The 23599-nt window shown below is 69.2% G+C and carries 21 protein-coding genes; 19 read left to right on the plus strand and 2 right to left on the minus strand.

The features are described from left to right. Window positions 1-36: 36 nt before the first annotated feature. Entirely contained in the window at window positions 37-1092 is a 1056-nt protein-coding gene (holA, locus tag BWO91_RS08820; protein WP_071260815.1) for a DNA polymerase III subunit delta, read from the plus strand. 191 nt (window positions 1093-1283) lie between these two features. Here the strand turns inward: holA and rpsT are convergent, their stop codons facing one another. Continuing rightward, entirely contained in the window at window positions 1284-1544 is a 261-nt protein-coding gene (rpsT, locus tag BWO91_RS08825; RefSeq protein ID WP_064295571.1) for a 30S ribosomal protein S20, read from the minus strand. Window positions 1545-1763: 219 nt separating this feature from the next. On the opposite strand from rpsT, the gene lepA reads away from it, so the two are divergent. The 3 genes from lepA to hemW are packed head-to-tail and all read left to right on the plus strand — an operon-like array spanning window position 1764 to window position 5492. Beyond that, window positions 1764-3614 carry a translation elongation factor 4 gene (gene lepA / locus BWO91_RS08830; RefSeq protein WP_064295570.1) on the plus strand — a complete coding sequence of 617 codons (1851 nt, stop codon included), beginning with the start codon at window positions 1764-1766 and terminating at the stop codon, window positions 3612-3614. Further along, window positions 3611-4255: a DUF1990 family protein gene (locus BWO91_RS08835; protein ID WP_229938518.1), complete on the plus strand. Its 645-nt coding sequence runs from the start codon at window positions 3611-3613 to the stop codon at window positions 4253-4255. Before lepA ends, BWO91_RS08835 begins: the two co-directional genes overlap by 4 nt. A 10-nt stretch (window positions 4256-4265) precedes the next feature. Then, the gene (hemW, locus tag BWO91_RS08840) at window positions 4266-5492 is read left to right on the plus strand and encodes a radical SAM family heme chaperone HemW (protein WP_064295568.1); all 1227 of its coding nucleotides are present in this window, start codon (window positions 4266-4268) and stop codon (window positions 5490-5492) included. 66 nt (window positions 5493-5558) lie between these two features. Here the strand turns inward: hemW and BWO91_RS20220 are convergent, their stop codons facing one another. Then, entirely contained in the window at window positions 5559-6116 is a 558-nt protein-coding gene (locus BWO91_RS20220) for a DUF4870 domain-containing protein (protein WP_234993956.1), read from the minus strand. Between the two features lie 216 nt (window positions 6117-6332). Here BWO91_RS20220 and hrcA point away from each other — a divergent pair, with 216 nt between their 5' ends. From hrcA to BWO91_RS08920, 15 genes are all read left to right on the plus strand, one after another. Then, complete coding sequence (hrcA, locus tag BWO91_RS08850; protein ID WP_064293628.1) at window positions 6333-7355, plus strand: heat-inducible transcriptional repressor HrcA; 1023 nt, start codon at window positions 6333-6335, stop codon at window positions 7353-7355. Between the two features lie 54 nt (window positions 7356-7409). After that, the gene (gene dnaJ, locus BWO91_RS08855; RefSeq protein WP_064293629.1) at window positions 7410-8531 is read left to right on the plus strand and encodes a molecular chaperone DnaJ; all 1122 of its coding nucleotides are present in this window, start codon (window positions 7410-7412) and stop codon (window positions 8529-8531) included. A 1-nt stretch (window position 8532) separates the two neighbouring features. Then, complete coding sequence (locus tag BWO91_RS08860) at window positions 8533-9270, plus strand: 16S rRNA (uracil(1498)-N(3))-methyltransferase (RefSeq protein ID WP_064293630.1); 738 nt, start codon at window positions 8533-8535, stop codon at window positions 9268-9270. Window positions 9271-9320: 50 nt separating this feature from the next. Continuing rightward, window positions 9321-9674: an HIT domain-containing protein gene (locus BWO91_RS08865; protein ID WP_064293856.1), complete on the plus strand. Its 354-nt coding sequence runs from the start codon at window positions 9321-9323 to the stop codon at window positions 9672-9674. Window positions 9675-9750: 76 nt separating this feature from the next. Beyond that, window positions 9751-10764, plus strand: a complete 1014-nt coding sequence (locus BWO91_RS08870) for a PhoH family protein (RefSeq protein ID WP_240555794.1) — start codon at window positions 9751-9753, stop codon at window positions 10762-10764. Then, window positions 10761-11228, plus strand: a complete 468-nt coding sequence (ybeY, locus tag BWO91_RS08875) for an rRNA maturation RNase YbeY (protein WP_064293631.1) — start codon at window positions 10761-10763, stop codon at window positions 11226-11228. Before BWO91_RS08870 ends, ybeY begins: the two co-directional genes overlap by 4 nt. Further along, window positions 11228-12532, plus strand: a complete 1305-nt coding sequence (locus tag BWO91_RS08880) for a hemolysin family protein (protein ID WP_079002346.1) — start codon at window positions 11228-11230, stop codon at window positions 12530-12532. Before ybeY ends, BWO91_RS08880 begins: the two co-directional genes overlap by 1 nt. Further along, a complete protein-coding gene (gene era, locus BWO91_RS08885; RefSeq protein ID WP_064293633.1) occupies window positions 12529-13437 on the plus strand; it encodes a GTPase Era in 909 nt (302 codons plus the stop codon). Before BWO91_RS08880 ends, era begins: the two co-directional genes overlap by 4 nt. A gap of 176 nt (window positions 13438-13613) precedes the next feature. Then, window positions 13614-14885 (plus strand): alpha/beta hydrolase, encoded by a 1272-nt coding sequence (locus BWO91_RS08890; RefSeq protein ID WP_079002347.1) that lies wholly within the window; start codon window positions 13614-13616, stop codon window positions 14883-14885. A 62-nt stretch (window positions 14886-14947) separates the two neighbouring features. Further along, window positions 14948-17410 (plus strand): bifunctional lysylphosphatidylglycerol flippase/synthetase MprF, encoded by a 2463-nt coding sequence (locus BWO91_RS08895; RefSeq protein ID WP_167620457.1) that lies wholly within the window; start codon window positions 14948-14950, stop codon window positions 17408-17410. A gap of 146 nt (window positions 17411-17556) precedes the next feature. Next, window positions 17557-19317 carry a 2-isopropylmalate synthase gene (leuA, locus tag BWO91_RS08900; protein ID WP_079002349.1) on the plus strand — a complete coding sequence of 587 codons (1761 nt, stop codon included), beginning with the start codon at window positions 17557-17559 and terminating at the stop codon, window positions 19315-19317. A 128-nt stretch (window positions 19318-19445) separates the two neighbouring features. Further along, window positions 19446-20630 (plus strand): sensor histidine kinase, encoded by a 1185-nt coding sequence (locus BWO91_RS08905; protein WP_079002350.1) that lies wholly within the window; start codon window positions 19446-19448, stop codon window positions 20628-20630. After that, a complete protein-coding gene (locus tag BWO91_RS08910; RefSeq protein ID WP_079002351.1) occupies window positions 20627-21316 on the plus strand; it encodes a response regulator in 690 nt (229 codons plus the stop codon). Before BWO91_RS08905 ends, BWO91_RS08910 begins: the two co-directional genes overlap by 4 nt. Before the next feature lie 109 nt (window positions 21317-21425). Then, window positions 21426-22184, plus strand: a complete 759-nt coding sequence (locus BWO91_RS08915; RefSeq protein WP_064293637.1) for an ABC transporter ATP-binding protein — start codon at window positions 21426-21428, stop codon at window positions 22182-22184. Next, the gene (locus BWO91_RS08920) at window positions 22181-23593 is read left to right on the plus strand and encodes an ABC transporter permease (protein ID WP_064293638.1); all 1413 of its coding nucleotides are present in this window, start codon (window positions 22181-22183) and stop codon (window positions 23591-23593) included. The genes BWO91_RS08915 and BWO91_RS08920 overlap by 4 nt, the downstream gene beginning before the upstream one ends. Window positions 23594-23599 lie beyond the last annotated feature (6 nt).

Consider the following 23599-nt stretch of genomic DNA (forward strand, 5'->3'; position numbering starts at 1 on the left):
GTCGCCGGTAGACTCGGACGGTCGAGAGGAGCCGCTGTGGCTGCACCACGTTCCGCCGGTCGCGGGAAGGCGAAGACGGCGGCCAAGGCCTCGGCGGCGATCCCGCAACTCGGCTGGTCCGAGATCCGCCCGGCGCCGATCGTGTTGGTGTCCGGCACGGAGTCCTTCCTGGCCGACCGGGCGATCCGCCGGCTGCGCGACTTCCTCGTCTCCGAAGACCCCTCGCTCGAGGTCAACGACGTCGCCGCCGACAGTTACGCCCCGGGCGAGCTGCTCACGGTGGCAAGCCCGTCTCTCTTCGGTGAGCCCCGGCTCGTCCGCGTCAGCCAGGTCGAGAAGTGCTCCGACCAGTTCCTCACCGAAGCCATCCGGTATCTCGAAGCACCGCCGGAGGGCGCCTACCTCGTGCTGCGGCACAACGGAGGCGTGCGCGGCAAGAAGCTGCTCGACGCCATCCGCTCAGGCACCGGTGGCGGTGTCGAGATCGTCTGCACGGAACTCAAACGGGACAGCGACAAGGCCGACTTCGCCGCGGCTGAGTTCAAGACGGCCGGTCGGCGGATCACGCCCCAGGCGCTCCGGGCACTCGTCGGAGCCTTCTCCGACGACCTCGCCGAGCTCGCAGCCGCGTGCAGTCAGCTCATGGCCGACGCGTCCGAGGAGATCACCGAGCAGACGGTCAACAAGTACTACGGCGGTCGACTCGAGACGAGCGCGTTCGACGTCGCCGATGCCGCGATCGCCGGGCGTCACGGGGAGGCGCTGCTCGCCCTGCGGCAGGCGCTCGACTCCGGTGCCGACCCCGTGCCGATCGTCGCCGCGTTCGCGATGAAGATCCGCACGATGGCCAAGGTGTCCTCGGCACGCGGCGGGTCCGGGCAGATCGCCCAGCAGTTCGGTCTCGCGCCGTGGCAGGTCGACCGCGCCCGTCGGGACCTGTCCGGTTGGACGGACGCCGGCATCGGCCGCGTGGTGCAGATGCTCGCAGAGACCGACGCCGGCGTGAAGGGCGCGAGCCGCGACCCGGTGTTCGCGCTCGAGCGGCTCGTCGGCGTCATCGCGGCACGCGGGGTCGATCTCTCAGAGCGGTAACCCGTCGAGGCGGTAAAACGTCGAGCTGGCCGTGGTGGCGGGCGGCCCTTCGACAAGCTCAGGGACCCGTGTGCGCTCAAGGACCAGTGTGCGTTCAGGGACCGGTTGTGCGCTCAGGGACCGGCGTGCCCGGGGGACGCGAAAGGCCCCGCACGTTCCGAGGAACGCCGGGGCCTTGCAGCTGGTGTCGCTTAGAGCGCGTTGACCTGCTTGGCGATGGCCGACTTGCGGTTCGCTGCCTGGTTCTCGTGGATGACGCCCTTGCTCACGGCCTTGTCGAGCTTCTTCGAGGCGAGCTTGAGAGCGGACTCGGCCTGAGCCTTGTCGCCGGCGACGACGGCCTCACGGGTTGCGCGGATGGCGGTCTTCAGCTGGCTCTTGACGGCCTTGTTGCGCTCGTTGGCCTTCTTGTTGGTGCCGATGCGCTTGATCTGCGACTTGATGTTTGCCACGTTGGGTCAACTTTCGGTTCGAGGAAATGATGTTCGGTGCCGTCGGACGGAAGAGGGCGTCTTCAAGCGAGTTCTCGTGTGGTCTCAACTCACACGCAAGCCAACAGGCAACATTACCAGTCGGGCTGAGTTCTGGCAATCCAGGGTACCGCAGCGCGGGTGCTCCCCGCCGTGGGACAATGAAGGTTGCCCGATTCCACCCCTGACCCCGAGGAACGCGTGAGCCCCCAAGCAGTGAAGGCCCTCGAGCCGGCATCGACCGACCCGGCGTTCATCCGGAACTTCTGCATCATCGCCCACATCGACCACGGCAAGTCGACCCTGGCGGACCGCATGTTGCAGATCACCGGCGTCGTCTCGGACCGCGACATGCGGGCGCAGTACCTCGACCGCATGGACATCGAGCGCGAGCGCGGCATCACCATCAAGAGCCAGGCCGTGCGCATGCCGTGGTCGCTCAACGGCGAGACCTTCGCGCTCAACATGATCGACACCCCCGGGCACGTCGACTTCACCTACGAGGTCTCGCGGTCGCTCGCCGCGTGCGAGGGCGCGATCCTCCTCGTCGACGCCGCTCAGGGTATCGAGGCGCAGACGCTCGCGAACCTCTACCTCGCTCTCGAGAACGACCTCGAGATCATCCCGGTGCTCAACAAGATCGACCTCCCGGCGGCCGACCCCGACAAGTACGCGAAGGAGCTCGCGAGCCTCATCGGCGGCGAGCCCGAAGACGTCCTGCGGGTGTCCGGCAAGACCGGCATGGGTGTCGAGGACCTCCTCGACCGCGTCGTCGGACGCATCCCGAACCCCGTGGGCGACCCGGACGCACCCACGCGCGCCATGATCTTCGACTCCGTCTACGACACCTACCGTGGCGTCGTCACCTACGTCCGCATGATCGACGGCCAGCTGAGTCCGCGCGAGCGTATCCAGATGATGTCCACGCGCGCGGTGCACGACCTCCTCGAGATCGGTGTCAGCTCGCCGGAACCGACGCCCACCAAGGGCCTCGGCGTCGGTGAGGTGGGCTACCTCATCACGGGCGTGAAGGACGTCCGGCAGTCGAAGGTCGGCGACACCGTCACGACCGCGGTGAAGCCGGCGACCGACGCCCTCCCGGGCTACACCGACCCGAAGCCGATGGTCTTCTCCGGTCTGTACCCGATCGACGGCAGCGACTACCCGATCCTCCGCGACGCGCTCGACAAGCTGAAGCTCTCCGACGCCTCGCTCAACTACGAGCCGGAGACCTCCGTCGCCCTCGGCTTCGGGTTCCGCGTCGGCTTCCTCGGCCTCCTGCACCTCGAGATCGTGACCGAGCGGTTGCAGCGCGAGTTCGACCTCGACCTCATCGCCACAGCGCCGTCGGTCACCTACGAGGTGAAGACGGAGGACAAGCAGGTCGTCACCGTCACCAACCCGAGCGAGTTCCCCTCCGGCAAGATCCTCGAGGTGTCCGAGCCGATGGTCAAGGTGGGCATCCTCGCCCCCAAGGACTACGTCGGCACCATCATGGAACTCTGCCAGAGCCGTCGAGGTGCGCTGCTCGGCATGGAGTACCTCGGCGAGGACCGCGTCGAGCTGCGGTACACGATGCCGCTCGGTGAGATCGTCTTCGACTTCTTCGACCACCTGAAGAGCCGCACGCAGGGGTACGCGTCGCTCGACTACGAGCCCTCCGGCCAGCAGGCAGCCGACCTCGTGAAGGTCGACATCCTCCTGCAGGGCGACCAGGTCGACGCGTTCAGCGCCATCGTCCACCGCGAGAAGGCGTACGCCTACGGTGTGCTCATGACCGAGCGCCTGAAGAAGCTCATCCCGCGCCAGCAGTTCGAGGTGCCGATCCAGGCCGCCATCGGTGCGCGGATCATCGCCCGCGAGTCGGTCCGTGCCATGCGCAAGGACGTCCTGGCCAAGTGCTACGGCGGTGACATCACCCGCAAGCGCAAGCTCCTCGAGAAGCAGAAGGAGGGCAAGAAGCGGATGAAGATGGTCGGCAAGGTCGAGGTGCCTCAGGAGGCGTTCATCGCAGCGCTGTCCGGGGACGTGGAGACGAAGGACAAGAAGTGAACGCACGACGCAGTTCGTTCGAGGACGAAGCGGTCGACTACGCGGCCGTCGGCGCCACCCAGCGGACCGACCTCATGCAGTACCCGCCGGAGGGCTACGTGCCGTCGGAGGACGAGTTCCGCCTCGGGAGCGGAGAGGAGCGGTTCGCCCTCGCGAGCAGCGCCCTCCTCACCTGGGGACTGCACCGTTCGAGCGGCGTGGAGATCTCCGAGGTGCACCCCGGCACGGGCGTGCAGTACGGCGGCATCGCCTTCGCCGAGGACGGTACGCCGCTGGAACCCATCGAGACGCACCAAGAGCAGCGCTTCGCCGAGGACGGCACGCCGTTCATCACGCCGGGCACGACGGTCGTCTTCGCCGGCACCGTCGGCGGGGAACCGCTCGTCGGACCGCATCGCGTCATCTCCGTCACCGAGGAGCCGGGTCACGTGAGCCTGGCCATCGGCACGATGGAGGGCGATCCGGAGAGCGGTGAGCAGTCCTTCACGATCGAGCAGCGCGAGGACGACTCCGTCTGGATCGTCGTGCGCTCGTTCTTCCGCCCGACGAAGGGTGCCGCGAAGCTCGTCGGCTCCAAGCGTCGCCGCAAGACCATGAACGACGCCTACCTCCGCGCACTCCTGCCGTCGCGCGGCGTCTGAGCGACGGACCGTGCCGAGCGCCCTTCCACTCGCCGATCCGGCCCCGTCCGACGGACTCCTCCCGGAGACGGCGGCCGTCGGTGCCCACGAGCGCAACTTCGGGGTCTACCTGCACGTCCCGTTCTGCCGGGTCCGATGCGGCTACTGCGACTTCAACACCTACACGGCGACCGAGCTCCGCGGCGCGAAGCAATCGGACTACGCCGACGAGGCGGTCGCGGAACTCCGCTTCGGCAAGTCCGTCCTGGCGTCATCGACCGTCCCCGACCGACCGGTCTCGACCGTGTTCTTCGGTGGCGGCACGCCGACCCTCCTGCCTGCTGACGACCTCGTCCGGATGCTCCGTGGCGTGACGGACAACTTCGACCTCGCGCCCGGCGCCGAAGTGACGACCGAGGCGAACCCCGACTCCGTCGACGCCGCCTACCTCCGCACGCTCGCCGAAGCCGGATTCACCCGGGTGTCCTTCGGGATGCAGTCCGCGGTGCCGAGCGTGCTCGCCACCCTCGAGCGCACGCACGATCCGGCTCGGGTGCCGCTCGTCGTGCAGTGGGCTCGCGAAGCCGGCCTCGGCGTCAGCCTGGACCTCATCTACGGGACGCCGGGGGAGACCCTGGCCGACTGGCGCGTCTCACTCGAGACGGCGATCGCCTGCGCACCGGACCACGTGTCGGCCTATTCGCTCATCGTCGAACCCGGGACGAAACTCGCGCGCCAGATCCGCTCGGGCGTGGTGGGGACCCCCGACGAGGACCTGCAGGCCGACATGTACGAGCTCGCCGACGATCTCCTCACCGAAGCCGGGTACGGCTGGTACGAGGTCAGCAACTGGGCGACGGACGACACGCACCGCTCCCGGCACAACCTCTCCTACTGGACCGGCGAGGACTGGTGGGGTGTCGGCCCGGGCTCGCACAGTCACGTCGGCGGGGTGCGCTGGTGGAACGTCAAGCACCCGGCGGCGTACGCCCAGCGGATCGCGGCGGGGGAGTCGCCGGCCGCCGGGCGGGAGACCCTGGACGACGAGACGCGGGAACTCGAACGCATCCTGCTGCTCACCCGCACGCGGGACGGCATCCCCATCCGGACGCTCGCCCCCGAGGCTCGTACGGCGGTCGCCGGGCTCATCGCCGAGGAACTGGTCGACGCACGGCAGGCCCTGCTCGGACGGCTGGAGCTCACGCGCCGCGGACGGCTCCTCGCCGACGCGGTCGTCCGGCGTCTGGTCGGCGACTGACCCTGCCCGAGGCGCAGAACAGCCCCGCCCGGCGGACCGGACGGGGCTGTGCTCGTACTCGACGGATCAGGCCTTGATGAACTGGATCGTGAGCGGGTAGCTGTACAGCTCACCCTTGTTCGCCTTGATCGCGGCGATGATGCTGAACACGATCACGACGACGTAGACGGCGATGATGATGAACAGACCCACGACGACGATCGTCAGGATCGAGCCGACCACGAGCGCGATCAGCATCGTCAGCTGGAAGTTCAGCGCGGTGAGCGTGTGCGCCTTGATGAACGGGCCGCGGTCCTTGAGGACCAGGTAGCCGATCAGCGGGGGGATGAATCCGAAGAAGATCCCGCCGATGTGGATGAGCGTCGACCAGAGCTTCTCGTCCGACGGGCTCATGGGCTGAGCGGCGGCGTACGGCTGCTGGTACTGCGGGGCGCCTGCGGGCGGCGGCGGGTAGGAGCCGGCAGCGGGCGGCGGCGGCGCGTAGCCACCGGCGGGCGGGGGCGGGTAGGCGCCTGCGGGCGGCTGCTGCGGAGCTGCGGGAGGGGGCGTCGCGCCATCTCCTGCAGGCGGAACCGACCCGCCCTTCGCTGGGTCGACGGGCGGCTGAGCGTTCGGATCGGACATCTTCGCACCTTTCACGGAGAGTGATATTCAATTGGTCCAGCTGAGCGTATCGCACCAGGTGTCGCTCATCAGGGACCCACGCCTGCGGCCAACGGTATTCCCGCGGCACGGGGCCGCGCAAGGGACGGCTGCGCGGAGGCCACGATATGATTGGCAGTCAGGGTCTTCGAGTGCTGATGGTCGGCGCTCCGAGGTGGATGACGGGAGGAGATCGAGATGGTGTCGGATCGCGGTCTCGAAGTGCTCCGCGTCATCGTGCAGGACTACGTCGCCTCGCGAGAGCCCGTCGGGTCCAAGACGATCGTCGACCGCCACTCCTTCGGGGTCTCCGCAGCCACCATCCGCAACGACATGGCGCAGCTCGAGGACGAAGAGCTCATCGCCGCCCCCCATACCTCCTCCGGCCGGGTGCCGACCGACAAGGGCTACCGGATGTTCGTCGACCACCTGGCCGACCGCCGCCCGCTGAACAACGCCCAACGGACGGCGATCGAGACCTTCCTCGGTGCGTCCGGCGACCTCGACGAGGTCCTGCACCGCACGGTGCGGCTGCTCTCACAGCTGACGAACCAGGTCGCGCTCGTCCAGTACCCGATGTTCTCCCGGGCGCGCGTCCGGCACCTCGAGTTGGTGAGCGTCACCCCGAACCGTGTGCTCGCGGTCATCATCCTCGACAACGGCCGCGTCGAGCAGCGGCTCATCGAGACGGAGAGCCCGGTCGACGATGACCTCATCTCGCGTCTCCGCTCGCTGTGCAACGAGGCGGTCGCGGGCCGTCCACTCCTCGACGCCCACGACGCGATCGGCGACGTCCCCGCCGACATCGCCGATCTCGACCGCGCGGCGGCCGTCCGCATCGTCGACGCGGTGCGCGAACAGCTCTCGGCGCAGCGCCAGGACCGCCTCGTCATGGCCGGCGCCGCCAACCTCGCCCGCACCGAAGACGACTTCCCCGGCAGCATCTATCCGGTCCTGGACGCCATCGAGCAGCAGGTCGTGCTGCTCCGGCTCTTCGGTGAGATGGAGTCCGAGCGCGACGGCGTGGTCGCCAGCATCGGGCGCGAGAACGCGTCGTTCGGCCTCGAGACCACGAGCGTCCTCGCCGGGAACTACCGTTCCTCTGGTGGCGAAATCGCCCGGCTCGGCGTCCTCGGCCCCACGAGAATGGACTACGCGAGCAACATGGCTGCGGTCCGCGCCGTCGCCAGGTACCTCTCGCGCATCCTCGACGCCGAGTGACGCATCCTCGTCGCGTCCTCCAACACCTTCCGCACCTCGAACGAAAGGCCCTCAGTGGCTGACTACCCCGACCACTACGCAGCACTCGGTGTCGCCAAGGAGGCGACGCCCGAAGAGATCAAGAAGGCGTACCGCCGCCTCGCTCGCGAACTGCACCCCGACGTGAACCCGGGTTCCGACGCCTCAGAGCGGTTCAAAGAGGTCACCCACGCCTACGACGTGCTGAGCGACCCCAAGCAGCGCCAGCAGTACGACCTCGGTCCGCAGGCGGGTGGGTTCGGCGGAGGTGACGCCGGGTTCGGCGGCTTCGGCGACATCTTCGACACCTTCTTCGGCGGGGGTGGCCAGCAGCGCGGACCCAAGTCCCGCCGCGCACGCGGCGAGGACGCCCTGTTGCGCGTCGAACTCGACCTCGACGAGGTCATCTTCGGCACCCACCGCGACCTCGAGGTCGACACCGCCGTGCTCTGCAGCACCTGCAACGGCTCCTGCTGCCAGCCCGGCACCTCACCGGTGACCTGCGACATCTGTCACGGCACCGGCTCCATCCAGCGGGCCGTCCGCTCGCTGCTCGGCAACGTCATGACCTCGGCGCCCTGCGGCACCTGCCGCGGCTACGGCACGATCATCGCGACCCCGTGCGTCACCTGCCAGGGTCAGGGCCGGCTCCGTGCCCGCCGCACCGTCTCGGTCGACATCCCGGCCGGTGTCGACACCGGTCTGCGTCTGCAGATGCCGGGGAGCGGCGAGGTCGGCCCGGCAGGCGGCCCGAACGGCGACCTCTACCTCGAGATGAAGGTCAAGCACCACGACGTCTTCAGCCGCGACGGCGACGACCTGTTGTGCACGCTCGAAGTCCCGATGACCGACGCCATCCTCGGCCGCCAGGTCACCGTCCACGCGCTCGACGGCGACGTCGAGGTCGAGCTGCGACCGGGCGTTCAGAGCTCGGAGGTCATCACGGTCAAGGACCGCGGGGTCACGCGCCTCCGCGGGAACAGCCGGGGTGACCTCAAGATCGGCGTCCAGGTCGTCACCCCGACGAAGCTCGACCACCGCGAACGCGAGCTGATCAAGAGCTTCGCCTCGGGACGACGCCAGGGTGCTCCGGCGCTCGCGCAGTTCCAGCAGGGCCTGTTCGCGAAGATCCGCGACCGCTTCCACGGCGTCGGTTGAGATGAGTTCGCTGTACCTCCGCGAGGACCTCGAATCGACCGGTGTCGGCGACTCGGTGACCCTCCGTGGGCCCGAGGCGAAGCACGCCGTCGCCGTGAGTCGGCTGCGGGTCGGCGAGACGACGTCGATCGGCAACGGTCGTGGCCTGATCGCGACCGGACCGGTCGTGCGCAGCGAGCCGGGCGAGTTGGAGATCCGCGTCGAATCGGTCGTGGTGCATCCGGAGAACCGTCCCGGGCTCGTCCTCGTGCAGGCGCTGGCCAAGGGCGATCGCGACGAACTCGCCATCCAGGCGGCGACCGAGCTGGGTGTCGACCGCATCGTCCCGTGGGGTGCCGAGCGCAGCATCTCCAGGTGGCAGGGCGACAAAGCGGTCAAGGGCCGTGCGCGCTGGCAGCTCATCGTGCGCGAGGCGTCGAAGCAGTCGATCCGCGCCCGGGTACCCGAGGTGGCCGAGGTCGTCGACACCCGTGGACTCGCGGCGATCGTCGCCGGCCGGACGGTCCTCGTCCTCGAACCCAGCGCGGCACTCGCGCTCTCGGAGCTCGACCCGTCGGCACTGCTCGCCGAGGAGCTCGTCCTCGTCGTCGGTCCGGAGGGCGGCATCTCGCCGACGGAGCGGGAGCGGCTCGAAGCGGCCGGCGCGATCGAGGTCCGGATCGGCTCGGGCGTCCTGCGCACCTCGACGGCAGGGCCTGCGGCGATCGCCGCGCTCAACGTGCTGCTCGGTCGGTGGTGACGATCCACCAGCCCGCGCACGAGGCCGCCACGAACCTTAGACTGGTGGACATGAGTGAAGCACCGTCGGTATTCAGCCGCATCGTGTCGGGGGAGATCCCGACGACCCTCCTCGCCGAGACCGATCGGGTGATCGCGTTCGCCGACATCGCACCACAGGCGCCCGTGCACCTCCTCGTCGTCCCGAAGACCGCCGAGTACCGCGACGTCGTGGAGTTGGCCGCTGGAGACCCCTCCTTGCTCGCTGAGATGGTCGAGGTGGCGTCGTCGCTCGCGAAGGAGCACACCGGTGGCGAGTTCCGACTCGTCTTCAACACCGGCGAGTCCGCCGGGCAGACGGTCTTCCACGTGCACGCGCATGTCCTCGGCGGTTCCCTGCAGGAGGGCACCCTTGGCGGAGCCTGAGTCCTCGAACCCAGACCACCCCACCGCCGCTCGGCCGGAGGAGGTCGAGCACGTCCTCCTGGTGGACGGGCTCGCCATGGTCCGTCTCCTCGGCCCACAGGACCGACTCCTGACGACCGTCGAGCGCGAACACCCCGGTGTCTCGGTGCACGTGCGCGGCAATGAGATCACCATCACCGGCCCGGCGCCGCAGGCCGACGCCGCCAGACGACTCGTAGAGGAACTCATCACCATGGTCCGAGAAGGACACGACCCGGGGCCGGCGGAGGTCAGCACCTCCGCCCGCATGCTCGGGCAGGACGGCTCGGCCTCCCCGTCGGAGGTGCTCGGGCAGGTCATCCTCACCTCGCGTGGCAAGACGATCAAGGCGAAGACCGTCGGGCAGCGGGCGTACGTCGACGCGATCGACGAGAACACGATCGTGTTCGGCATCGGCCCGGCCGGTACCGGCAAGACGTATCTCGCGATGGCGAAGGCGGTGCAGGCGCTGCAACGCAAGGAGGTCAACCGGATCATCCTGACGCGCCCGGCCGTCGAGGCCGGCGAGCGACTCGGGTACCTCCCGGGCACCCTGACGGACAAGATCGACCCGTACCTGCGTCCGCTCTACGACGCGCTCAACGAGATGATGGACCCGGAGATCGTCCCGAAGCTCCTCGCGGCCGGCACGATCGAGGTCGCACCGCTCGCCTACATGCGCGGCCGGACCCTCAACGACTCGTTCATCGTCCTCGACGAGGCGCAGAACACCACGCCGGAGCAGATGAAGATGTTCCTCACCCGGCTCGGGTTCGGGTCCAAGATCGTCGTGACCGGCGACGTCACGCAGATCGACCTGCCGACCGGCGCGTCCGGTCTGCGACTCGTGACCCGCGTGCTCAAAAACGTCGACGACATCCACTTCGCCCAGCTCACGAGCGAGGACGTCGTCCGCCACACCCTCGTCGGTCGGATCGTCGACGCCTACGGCGAGTACGACGCCGTCCGACAGGCGCAGCGGTTCGAGCGCGAGCAGGCCGCCGAGTTCGCCAACCGCGCCGAGCGTCGCGGCGCCGCCAGAGACCACCAGCCGAAGCGAGGACGCTCATGACCATCGAGATCAACAACGAGTCCGGCGTCGCCGTCGACGAATCGCGCATCCTCGCCCTGGCGTCGTTCGCGCTCGACGCGATGCATGTGAGCCCCGATGCCGAGCTCGCCATCGTCCTGGTCGACGAGGGCGCCATGGAGCAGTTGCACGTCCAGTGGATGGACGAGCCGGGACCGACCGACGTCCTGAGCTTCCCGATGGACGAGCTCCGTCCCGGCACCGAGGAGAACCCGACGCCGCCCGGGCTGCTCGGCGACATCGTGCTCTGCCCGCAGGTCGCCGAGACGCAGGCGGCCGCCGCGAAGCACTCGACGATGGACGAACTCCAGCTCCTCACCTGCCACGGTGTGCTCCACCTGCTCGGGTACGACCACGCGGAGCCCGACGAGGAGAAGGAGATGTTCGGCATCCAGCGGGACATCCTCCTCGCCTTCGCGCTCCAGGAGAGACGACGCAGCAGCTGATGTCCCTCGTCGCCGTCTTCGTCATCGTCGCGTTCCTGCTCGTCGCGTTCGCGGGTCTCATGGCCGCAGCCGACGCCGCGATCGGCGTCCAGTCGGGTGCGGACATCCTCGACCTCGCAGGGGGCGCCCGCTCGGGATCCGCGCTCCGCGCCATCGCGGCCGATCCGGGTGCGCACGTCAACGCGATCAACTTCATCCGGATCCTGGCCGAGACCACGGCCGCCGTCCTCGTCACGCTCGCACTGGCCTCGTCGATCGACGAGTTGTGGCTCGTCCTCGTCCTCGCGGTCGTCATCATGACCGGCACCTCCTTCGTGCTCGTCGGTGCGAGCCCGCGAGGCGTCGGACGGACCCACGCGAGCGGAGTGCTGCGTTTCAGTGCCCCCGCCATCCGTGCCGCACGGGTGGTCCTCGGCCCGGTCGCGAACGTCCTCGTCTCCCTGGGCAACCGGGTGACCCCGGGGTTGCCCCGTTCGGTCTCCTTCACCTCGGAGGAGCAGTTGCTCAGCATGGTCGACGAGGCCGCCGCGCACTCGGTCCTCGAAGAGGACGACCGCGAGCTCATCCACTCGATCTTCGAGTTCAACGAGACGCTCGTCCGCGAGGTGATGATCCCGCGCACCGACCTCGTCAGTCTGCAGCGCGATCTCAGCGTGCGCGAGGCGCTCGAGGTGTTCCTGGAGACGGGGATCTCGCGGGCGCCCGTCAGCGACGGCGACATCGACGATCTGGTCGGCATCCTGTACCTGAAGGACCTGGTGCGCGCGATGTTCGGTGGCGACGGCGTCACCGAGGTGGGTTCGATCGAGCCGCTCCTGCGGCCGGCGAGTTTCGTACCCGAGTCCAAGAAGGCCGATTCGCTCCTGCAGCAGATGCAGAAGGAGTCCAACCACATCGCGATGGTCGTCGACGAGTACGGTGGCATCTCCGGTCTCGTCACCCTCGAGGACCTCATCGAGGAACTCGTCGGCGACATCTCCGACGAGTACGACACCGACACCCCCGAGATCACCGATCTGCACGACGGACGGTTCCGGGTCGACGCCCGCCTGCCGGTCGACGAGCTGGGGGAGTTGTTCGGCCTCGAGCTCGACGACGACGACGTCGACTCCGTCGGCGGGCTCCTCGCGAAGGCCCTCGGGAGGTTGCCCGTGGTCGGATCGACGGTGTCGACCAACGGCCTCGAACTCACCGCCGAGCGGGTCGAGGGGCGGCGGGGACGCATCCTCACCGTCATCGCCCAGCGCGACGACCAGCTGCAGGACGCCCAGCAGGCGTCCACCGACCATCGGGAGCACCCATGAACGACACCACCCCTCCGTCCGACTTCCGAGCGGGGTTCGTGTCCTTCGTCGGGCGTCCGAACGTCGGCAAGTCCACGCTGACCAACGCCCTCGTCGGGGAGAAGGTCGCGATCACGAGTTCGAAGCCGCAGACCACGCGTCGCGCGATCCGCGGGGTCGTCCACCGCGACCACGGCCAGCTCATCGTCGTCGACACCCCCGGCATCCACCGCCCGCGCACGCTGCTCGGCCAGCGGCTGAACGACCTCGTGCAGTCCACGCTCTCCGACGTCGACGTCATCGGGTTCTGCATCCCAGCCAACGAGAAGCTCGGCCCGGGCGACCGCTTCATCAACGAGTCGCTCGACGGCTTCCCGCGCGCGAAGAAGGTGGCGATCGTCACGAAGACCGACACCGCCAGCCGGACGACGATCGCGGAGCAGCTGCTCGCGATCTCGGAACTCCGAGACTGGGACGCGGTCATCCCGCTGTCCGCGGTGACCGACGACCAGCTCGACATCCTCGTCACCGAGGTCACGAAGCTCATGCCGCTGTCGGAACGGCTCTACCCGACCGAGGCCACTACCGACGAGACGGTCATCGACCGCGTGTCCGAGCTCATCCGTGAGGCCGCGCTCGAGGGCGTCCAAGACGAGCTGCCCCACTCGCTCGCGGTGACCATCGACGACATGATCCCGCGCGAGGGGACCGACCTGCTCGACATCTACGCGAACGTGTTCGTGGAGCGCGACAGCCAGAAGGCGATCATCATCGGGAAGGGCGGTTCCAGGCTCCGAGAAGTCGGTGCCCGAGCCCGCGCCGGGATCGAGCCGCTCGTCGGATCTCGGGTGTTCCTCTCCATCCGCGTCAAGGTCGCGAAGGACTGGCAGCGCGACCCGAAGCTGCTCGGTCGCCTGGGCTTCTGACCGGGATCCGGTCGACGGTCGGCGCCGTGCGCCCTCGCGGGTCTGCGCGGGAGTTGTCCGTTACCTGAATGTGACTTGCGTGTCTGCTTTGGGCCCGCTGTGGAACCCGTCGTCTGGCCGACAGGCTCGCGAGCGCGCGGACATACTGGTCCTCGGGGTCGCGAGAAGGAGTCCGAGTGTTCGACTGGTTGCTGGCCATCAGGCTGGATCGTCCGGAGCTCCTCGTCTGGGCCGGCGGTGCCGCCGTCGTCCTGGCGATCATCCTGTTGACCGGGCGCCGGTCGGTCCGCGGCTGGCTGACCATGTTGCTCATTGCGAGCGGTGGGGCGCTCCTCGCCTACGCTACGGCCTGGTTGCTCGGTGACGTGTTCGACGTCTTCGGGATCGAACTGACGCCGGTCACCCGGGCGTGGGCGGCGGTCGGATTCGCCGGTGCCGCCCTCGCGATCGCGGCGATCGTGCGGACCAGGGCGTGGCGAGTCGTCGTGGCGAGCCTCGCCATCCCCGCCTTCCTCCTCATCGGGGCGATCGGCGTGAACCAGGACTTCGGTGAGTTCGCGACGGTGCGGGCCGCGCTGGGGATCAGCCCGTACCAGTCGTTCTCGGCCCTGCCGGCCGCCCGGGGGACGACCACGACGTGGCAGCGACCCGCCGACCTGTCGAGCGAAGGCCGGGTCGAACATGTCGACATCCCGGCGACGACCTCCGGGTTCGCCCACCGGGACGCGCTCGTCTACCTGCCACCGGCCGCCCTGACCGCACACCCGCCGGCGCTGCCCGTCATCGAGGCGTTCAGCGGTCAGCCGGGAGAGCCTGCCGACCTGTTCGCCTCGGCTGGGATCGCGGGGATCCTCGACCGCTTCGCCGCCTCGCATGCGGGTCTCGCACCGATCGTGGTCGTGCCCGACCAGCTCGGCGCTCCAGACCGCAACCCGATGTGTGTCGATGGACCGCTCGGCAAGTCGGCGAGCTACCTCACGGTCGACGTCCCCGCGTGGATCTCGGCGCACCTCCCGGTGTCCGCATCGCGGACGGACTGGTTCATCGCCGGGTTCTCGCAGGGAGGGACCTGTTCCATCCAGCTCGGTGCCGCGCACCCCGGACGCTACGGCGGCATCCTCGACATCTCGGGGGAGGTCGTCCCGTCCATCGGACCGACGACGATCGCACAGGGCTTCAGCGGGTCGGCGACGGCGTACGAGGCTGCGGCCCCCTCGGCGATCCTCGCCGCACACACCCCGTACGCGGACACCGTCGGCGTCTTCGGCTACGGCAGCGACGACAGCCGCTATGGTCCCGGCGTCCGGCGGGTCGCCGCGATGGCCTCGGCCGCCGGCATGCGGACGACGACCTTCGTCTCCGACGGTACCGCGCACGACTGGCACACCGTCCACACGGTCTTCGAGCGGGCGCTCCCCGTGATCGCCGCACGATTCGGGCTCGCCTGATGCGCGCGGGGAGGGCGACGCCGTTCGGCCGACTCGTGACCAGCGTGCTCAGGTCGGTGCCGATGAGCATCGGGATCACGGCGCTGGTGCTCGTCGTCAGTGCGTTCGTGTGGCGCACGCCGCCGGTGGCGACGCCCGCCTGGCGGTCGGCGATCCGTGAGGCGGCAGGCGTGGGGTACGAGCAGGTCGTCGTCGACGGACACTGGTGGGCGCTCCTGACCGGTGCCCTGGGAACCGACGGGGTGCTCGGGCTCCTCGCCTTCCTGCTGATCGGCGTCCCCGCGCTGGTGCTCGCCGAGCGACGGTTCGGCGCCGCCAAGACGCTCCTGGCGGTGCTGGTGACCGCTGTCGCCGGGAACGCGCTCGCCATCGGGCTCCAACTCCTCGGCACGCTCGGCGGCGAGTTCTGGAGCGGCGAGGTCGCTCGCATCGTGGCATTCGACCCGGTGGCAGGCGCCCTCGGCGCCCTCGCCGCGTCGAGTGCGTTCCACGGGCCGCTCTGGCGTCGGCGGATCCGCGCGTTCGTCGTCGTCGGCGCCCTGATCGTGCTGCTGTACTCGGGACTCCCGCAGGATCTCGCACGACTGTTCGCAGCGCTGGTCGGCGTCCTGCTCGGGGTCGTGCTCGCCGGTGCCACCCCGTCGGTGCGACGCGTGCGGAGCTCGCACCACGAGACACGGGTGCTCCTGGCGTCCGTCGTCGCGATGATGGGCGTCGGACCGCTCATCACCTTCCTCTCCGGCAGGCACCTCGGTCCGCTCGCGCCGCTCGTGCTCCTGCTCGAGCAGAACATCCCGGACGCCGGACGGGTCATCGGGCAGTGCCGTACGGTCGGCGTGTCAGCACAGTGCCTGCGTGACCTCACGCTGGTGCGCGTCGACGGCTTCGGAGCGGTGCTCCTCTCGGTGGTCCCCATGATCGCGCTGCTCTTCGCAGCGTGGGGCCTGCTCCGCGGCAGACGCTTCGCGGTCTGGTTCGCCACGGCGATCATGGTGTCCTTCGCCGTCCTGAGTGCGCTGTCGCTCGGAGCGGGGGTGCGACTCCACCCGACGGGACACCCCTCCTCGTTGCTCGGGACGGGGCACGGCGCGCAGCAGCGGTCCGTCGAGATCGCGATCGCGCTGTGGGCGGCGATCCTGCTGCCGCTCGTCGTGGCGGCGCTCCTGGTCGTGCTCCGTCGTGGGTTCCCCGTGCGGGCCACCCGACGCAGCGCCTTGGGGTATCTCGCCCTGGTCGGCGCGTCGTGGGTCGTGCTCGCCGCGCTCTTCGTGGTCGTCGCCCTGCTCCAGCCTGGAGGATTCTCGCCGAGGCCCGACGTGTGGGAGGTCCTCCGTGCGGCGCCGGAGCGCTTCGTCCCCGCCGCGTACCTGCGGAACGTCCTTCCGGGCTTCGTACCGGTCGCCCCGCTCACCGGCGTGGTGTTCCACGCCGTCGGACCCGTCTGGTGGAGCATCATCCTGCTCGGCGCGGTCTGGCCGCTGAGCCGGGTCGCGAACGCCATCGCGCCGGCCGACGAGCGCCGGCTGCGCGAGCTCCTGGCCGAGGGTAGCGACTCCATCGGGCACATGGCCACCTGGCCGGGCAACCTCACCTGGTTCGACCCGCAGCGCAGCGCGGGCATCGCCTACCGGATCGTCGCCGGGGTCGCGGTCACCACGGGCGGCTTCTTCGGGAGGGACCGCCACGAACAGGGGGTCCTCGAGCGGTTCATCGAGCACTGCGAGGACTCGGGCCTGACGGTGGCGTTGTACAGCGTGGACGAGGAGACCGCAGCAGCGCTCCACCGGATCGGTTGGCGCACCGTCCAGGTCGCCGAGGAGACGGTCCTGCACCCGCAGGGCTGGAGCATGGTCGGCAAGCGCTGGCAGGACATCAGATCCTCCGTCAACCGGGCCGACCGCGCGGGGATCACCGCCGTCTGGTCCACCTACGGGGCGCTCGGCGTCGGGCTCGCGGCGCAGATCGCCGAGATCTCCGAGGAGTGGGTCGCCGAGCGGAAGCTGCCCGAGATGGGGTTCACCCTCGGTGGGATCGACGAGCTCGTCGACGAGGAGGTCCGGCTCCTGCTCGCGGTCGACGAGCAAGGACGGCTGCACGGCGTCACGAGTTGGCTCCCGGTGCGGCGCGACGGTCAACTGGTCGGTTGGACCCTCGACTTCATGCGGCGTCGGACGGACGGCATGAACGGCGTCATGGAGTTCCTCATCGCCGAAGCCGCCGCTCGGTTCAAGGAGGACGGCATCGAGGAGATGAGCCTCTCCGGGGCTCCGCTCGCGCGCTCGAGGAGCACCGAGCAACCGGAGACGGACGGGATCGACCGGGTCCTGACGTACCTCGGGAACGTCCTCGAACCCGTCTACGGGTTCCGCTCGCTCTTGGCCTTCAAGGGCAAGTTCCAACCGGAGGAGCGTCCGCTCGTGCTCGGCTACGCGGACCCCCTGACCCTCCCGGCGATCGGCATCGCGGTCGGGCGCGCCTACCTCCCGGACGTGTCCGTGCGAGACCTCGCCTCACTGGTCACCTGACCGGCGGCGCGGGGGAGTGCTATGCTGACGACGTGTTCTCCGGTCTGCTCCTCCTTAGCTGCCGCGACGAGTCCTAGTTCCAGGCCTCCCTCGTCGCGGAGTTCGTCGTTGGCTCACCCCCAATCCCACGAGGAGATCCCAGGATCATGAAGAACACCCAGACCCCATCAGGCATGCCGGTCCACCGCTACCGCGCCTACCAGGACCAGTTCAGCGTCTCGCTGCCCGACCGCACGTGGCCCGACCGTCGGATCACCGAGGCCCCGCGCTGGTGCGCCGTCGACCTCCGCGACGGCAACCAGGCCCTCATCGACCCGATGAGTCCGGAACGTAAGCGCATCATGTTCGACCTGCTCGTGAAGATGGGCTACAAGGAGATCGAGGTCGGGTTCCCGAGCGCGAGCCAGACCGACTTCGACTTCGTCCGCAGCCTCATCGACGAAGGAGCGATCCCCGAGGACGTCACCATCCAGGTGCTGACCCAGGCCCGCGACCACCTCATCGAACGCACCTACGAGTCGCTGCGCGGCGCGAAGCAGGCGATCGTGCACCTGTACAACTCGACGAGCGTTCTGCAGCGCGACGTCGTGTTCCGTAGCGACAAGCAGGGCATCATCGACCTCGCCCTCCACGGCGCCCGGAAGTGTCGCGAGATGGAGTCGACGGTCCCCGGAACGCAGATCTACTACGAGTACTCGCCGGAGAGCTACACCGGTACCGAGCTCGAGTTTGCCGTCGACATCTGCAACCAGGTGGTCGAGGTCCTCGAGGCGACGGCCGACCGCAAGGTCATCATCAACCTGCCGTCGACGGTCGAGATGGCCTCGCCGAACGTCTACGCTGACTCGATCGAGTGGATGAGCCGCAACCTCGCCAACCGCGAGAACATCATCATCTCCCTGCACCCGCACAACGACCGCGGGACCGCGATCGCGGCAGCCGAGCTCGGCTACCTGGCCGGCGCCGACCGGATCGAGGGGTGCCTCTTCGGGAACGGTGAGCGCACCGGCAACGTCGACCTCGTCGCGCTCGGCATCAACATGTTCACGCAGGGTGTCGACCCGCAGATCGACTTCAGCGACATCGACGAGGTCAAGCGGACGGCCGAGCACTGCAACCAGCTGCCGGTGCACGAGCGGAGCCCGTGGGCGGGCGACCTCGTCTTCACGGCCTTCAGCGGTTCTCACCAGGACGCGATCAAAAAGGGCTTCGAGGCGATGTCGGTCGACGCCGTCTCGCAGGGCAAGGACGTCGCCGACCTCGAATGGGCCGTGCCGTACCTGCCGGTCGATCCGCAGGACCTGGGGCGCAGCTACGAGGCCGTGATCCGCGTGAACTCCCAGTCGGGCAAGGGCGGCGTCGCCTACCTGCTCAAGACCGATCACGCGATCGACCTGCCGCGTCGTTTGCAGATCGAGTTCTCCGGCGTCGTCCAGGCGAAGACCGACGCCGAGGGCGGCGAGGTAACGAGTAGCCAGATCTGGTCGATCTTCCAGGACGAGTACCTTCCCGCGGCGGTCGCGGACGCGAAGTGGGGTCGGTTCGAACTGCAGTCCACGAAGACGTCGAGCGATCTCGCCGGCACGGTGGTCCTCGAGGTCGCCCTTCGCGACGGCGAGCGGGTCGAGGAGCGCACCTCGACCGGCAACGGTCCGATCGCGGCCTTCCTCAACCTGCTCTCCGGACGCGGCATCGAGGTCACGCTGTACGACTACGTGGAGCACACGCTGAGCGCCGGAGGCGACGCCGAGGCGGCCGCCTATGTCGAGCTCCAGGTGAACGACCAGCGCCTCTGGGGTGTCGGCATCGACGGCGACATCGCGACGGCCTCGCTCAAGGCAGTGGTCTCGGCGGTCAACCGTGCCGTGCGCACGCAGGTCGAGGCGCGGGAACTGGCCTCCATCTGACGACGCCGCCGCGCCGGGTCCGCCTTCGGGTCGGCCGGGCGCGGCGTCTCGCTCCGCGGCGTACGCCGGGAGGATGATCTTTCCGGGCGACGACCGATCCGTCAGCGGTCAGGTCGTACGGTTGGAGGATGTTCCGCACGCTCCGGCCCGGCCAGTTGGCCCTCGACATCGCGCTGCCGTCGGTGCTGTTCATCCTCACCGCCGCTGCGTACACGACGCGCCCGGCCGGGTACACCATCGTCCTGCTCGGCATGTGCGGTGCACTGGCGCTCCGCCGGCTCGCTCCGGCGATCGCGCTGTCCGTGGCCTGGGCCGCTGCTCTGCTGCAGCTCATCCTCCTGCTCGCGCCGGATCCCGCGAACTTCGCGATCCCGGTCGTGCTCTACGCCGCGGCGAGTTACGGCGGCCGGGTGGTGCGATGGGTCTCCTTCGCATCCGCGTTCGTCGGTGCCGCGCTCATCGCGTTCTACGTGATCGTCGTCCCGAGTTGGACCACGGGCATCGGCGCGGAGATCAGTACCTTCGGCCTTGCGAACGACATGACACCGGTCGCGCAGGTGACGGTCGGACTGTTCATGTTCCTCGCGTTCGCCGCCTTCTTCGGCCTCGCTTGGACCGCAGGCGTCCTCATGCGCACGTGGCGGCTCGCCCGCGAAAGCCGCCAGGCGCAACTCCTGGCCGAGCGCGACGTCGCCGTGGAACAGGAGCGCAACCGGATCGCGCGCGACATGCACGACGTGGTCGCGCACTCCCTCGCCGTCGTCATCGCCCAGGCCGACGGGGCCCGGTATGCGCTGGCCGCGGACCCGGATTCGGCCGACCAGGCCTTGCGGACGATCTCGAGCATCTCCCGAGAGGCCCTCGCCGATGTCCGGGTGCTCCTCGCGCAGTTGCGGTTCCAGCAGACCGAAGGCCCGCAGCCGGTCATGGCCGACCTCGAGCGGCTCTACGAGCAGTTGCGCGGAGCCGGACTCGACGTGGTGGTCCAGAACCACGGTCAGGAACGACCGGTGGCGACCGGTTCGCAGCTCGCCGTGTACCGCATCATCCAGGAGGCACTCACGAACGCGCTCCGACACGGCGACCATCGTGGGCCGATCGACGTCCATCTCGACTGGACCGGACCCGAGCTGCAGCTCTGGGTCGTCAACCGGGCGAAGCTCGAACCGCCGAAGGCCGGCATGGGGCACGGCCTCGCCGGGATGAACGAGCGCGCTACGCTGGCAGGCGGCAGGTTCGGGACGACCCTGGTGGACGGTCTCTTCACCGTCTACGCATCGATCCCGTACGCGACGGTGGGAGTGACGAGATGACCGATCCGAGTGACGCGACGGCAGCGGGGGCGATCACGATCGCGCTGGTCGACGACCAGGCGCTCTTCCGAGGCGGGATCCGGATGCTCATCGGTTCGCAGCCGGACCTGCGCGTCGTCGGCGAGGCCTCCGACGGGCGTCAAGCGGTCGAGTTGGCCGCACGGACACGTCCGCAGGTCATCCTCATGGACGTCCGGATGCCGGTCATGGACGGGATCGAGGCGACGAAGACGATCCTGGCGGAGGCGGATGCGCGCAGGAGCGAGCGTCCACGGATCGTCGTGCTGACCACCTTCGACCTCGATGAGGCGGCCGCGACGGCCATCCGAGCCGGTGCCAGCGGTTTCCTCCTCAAGGACGCGGAGCCGGAATTCCTCCTCGCGGCGATCCGCACCGTCCATGCCGGGAACGCGGTCATCGCCGCGTCGGCCACCCGCGAGCTGTTCGAGCACTTCCAGCAGGCGCCGGCCGCTCCGGCCGCACCGCAGCGCTATGCCGAGCTCACGGCGCGCGAGCGCGAGATCTTCCTCCTCGCGGCGCGCGGACTGAGCAACTCCGAGATCGCCGCCGCCGAGTTCCTCAGCGAGGCGACCGTGAAGACGCACATCAGCCGGATCTTCGCGAAGCTCGAGGTGCGCGACCGGGTCCAGCTCGTCGTGTTCGCCTTCGAACACGGCCTGGTCTGACGGCGGTCCAACGGGCAACCGCGGATTGATCGATGATCATCCCCAGGATGTACCCGGGTCGCTCGTGCGCCCGACGCGCACCCGGCACCTCGCTCCGTAGCTTCGGAGTATGACCACTTCAGCACAGCCGTCCGTCGTCGCCAGCGTCCACGGACTCAGGAAGAGCTACGGACCCGCCGACAACCAGGTCGTCGCCCTCGACGGCGTCGACCTCGAGATCGAACGGGGCCGGTTCACCGCCATCATGGGCCCGAGCGGCTCGGGCAAGTCGACGCTCATGCACATCATGGCGGGCCTCGATCAGGCCACCGCGGGGCGGGTGCGTCTCGGCGACCAGGACATCACGGACCTCGACGACGGGCAGCTCACGATCCTCCGTCGGCGTCGTGTCGGGTTCGTGTTCCAGGCGTTCAACCTGGTGCCGACGCTCGACGTCGCGGCCAACATCCGGCTGCCCTTCGAGCTCGACGCCCGCCGTCCGACCGGTGAGGAGCAGAGCTGGATCGACGTGCTCGTGAGCACGCTCGGACTCGCGTCCCGACTCGGGCACCGTCCGCACGAACTCTCGGGTGGACAGCAGCAGCGCGTCGCGATCGCGCGTGCCCTGGCCACGCGGCCCGAGCTGCTCTTCGCGGACGAACCGACCGGCAACCTCGACTCCCGCACTGGGCGGAGCGTCCTGGCCCTGCTGGCGGCGGCCAGCACCGAATACGGGCAGAGCATCGCGATGGTGACGCACGACCCGATCGCCGCGAGCTACGCGGACCGGATCGTGTTCCTCGCGGACGGCCGGGTGGTCGAGGACCGTCCCAGATCGACCCCCGAGCAGATCTCGGCGCTCATGCTCGGCATGGAGCGTGCGGCATGAGCCGGGCGGATCTCGGGCCCCGGGCCCGCGAGCATCGCGCGAGCCTCCTCGTCGCGACGCTCAGCGCCTCGTTCGGTGTCCTGTTGCTCATGGTGACGAGTGTGCTCTCCACGTTCATCCTGGCCGACGACGTGACCGGGTCCAGCGGCACCGTGGTGATCATGCTCATCCTCGCGGCCGCCGTGTTCGTCTCATTGGCGGTGTACGTAGGCGCGATCGTCACGGCGAACACCTTCGCCACGATCGTCGCCGGGCGGACGAGGACGATCGCGCTGCTGCGCCTGATCGGTTCGACGGCGCGATCGCAGCGTCGCGCCGTCGCGAGGGAGGGCGTCGTCGTCGGCCTGCTCGGCGGGGGAGCCGGGTTGCTCGTCGGGCTCCTCGCGACCTTCGCGCTCGTCCGGATCGGGGTCGCGACCGGTGTGCTGCCCGAGTTGCCGTACGCGATCGTCGAACCGGCCGTGCTCCTGCCGGTCGTGGCGGTCGTCTTGACCACCTGGCTCGCGTCCTGGATCGGCGCGCGTCGCGTCCTGACGGTCACCCCGATGCAGGCGATCGGAGGATCGCAGGAGTTGAGTCGGGAGGAGGCCACCGCCCGGCCCGCCCGGAACGCGGTCGCGATCGGTCTCTTCGTGGTCGGTGTCCTGCTCCTGCTCGCTGGGGTCGGTGTCGGGCTCGTGTCGCCGCTCGGCGTGCTCATCGGTATCGTCGGCGGGATCGTCTCCTTCTCCGGCCTCGTGCTCGGTGCGCACCTCGTGATGCCGCCGGCACTGCGGCTGGTCGGCCGACTGTTCGGCACCTCCGCGACGGCTCGACTCGCCGCCGAGAACGCCGTCCGCTACCCGGAGCGCAGTTCACGCACGACGATCGGACTGGTGATCGGCGTGACCCTCGTGACGATGTTCGCGGTCGCCGCGGCCAACTTCCAGGAGTTCGTGTTGAACGCACAGGCCGCGAATCCGGAGGTCTACGAGGGCACGCAGGCCGTGGTCGCGACGACCGTCGGCGTCTTCTCCGCCCTCATCGGACTGAGCGCGCTCATCGCCGCGGTCGGGATGGTCAACAACCTCTCGCTCAGCGTCCTGCAGCGCACTCGCGAACTCGGACTGCTCCGCGCCCTCGGGTTCTCCGCGGCGCAGATCCGTCGCATGATCGTGATCGAGGCGGCGCAGCTGACCATCGCGGCCGTCGTCGTCGGCCTCGTCCTCGGGACGTTCTACGGGTGGGCAGGCGCTCAGTCGATGCTCGGCGCGATCAACGGCTCGCCCGGCCTCATCTTCCCGGTCATCCCATGGGCCATCGTCGCGGTGATCGTCGTGCTCGCCGCACTCCTGACGGCCGCGGCCTCGGTGGCCCCGTCACGTCGGGCGACCCGCATCGCACCCGTCGCGGCACTCGCGGTCGACTGAGCCGAC

Origin of the sequence: Plantibacter flavus (assembly GCF_002024505.1) — a bacterium.
Lineage (GTDB): Bacteria > Actinomycetota > Actinomycetes > Actinomycetales > Microbacteriaceae > Plantibacter > Plantibacter flavus_A.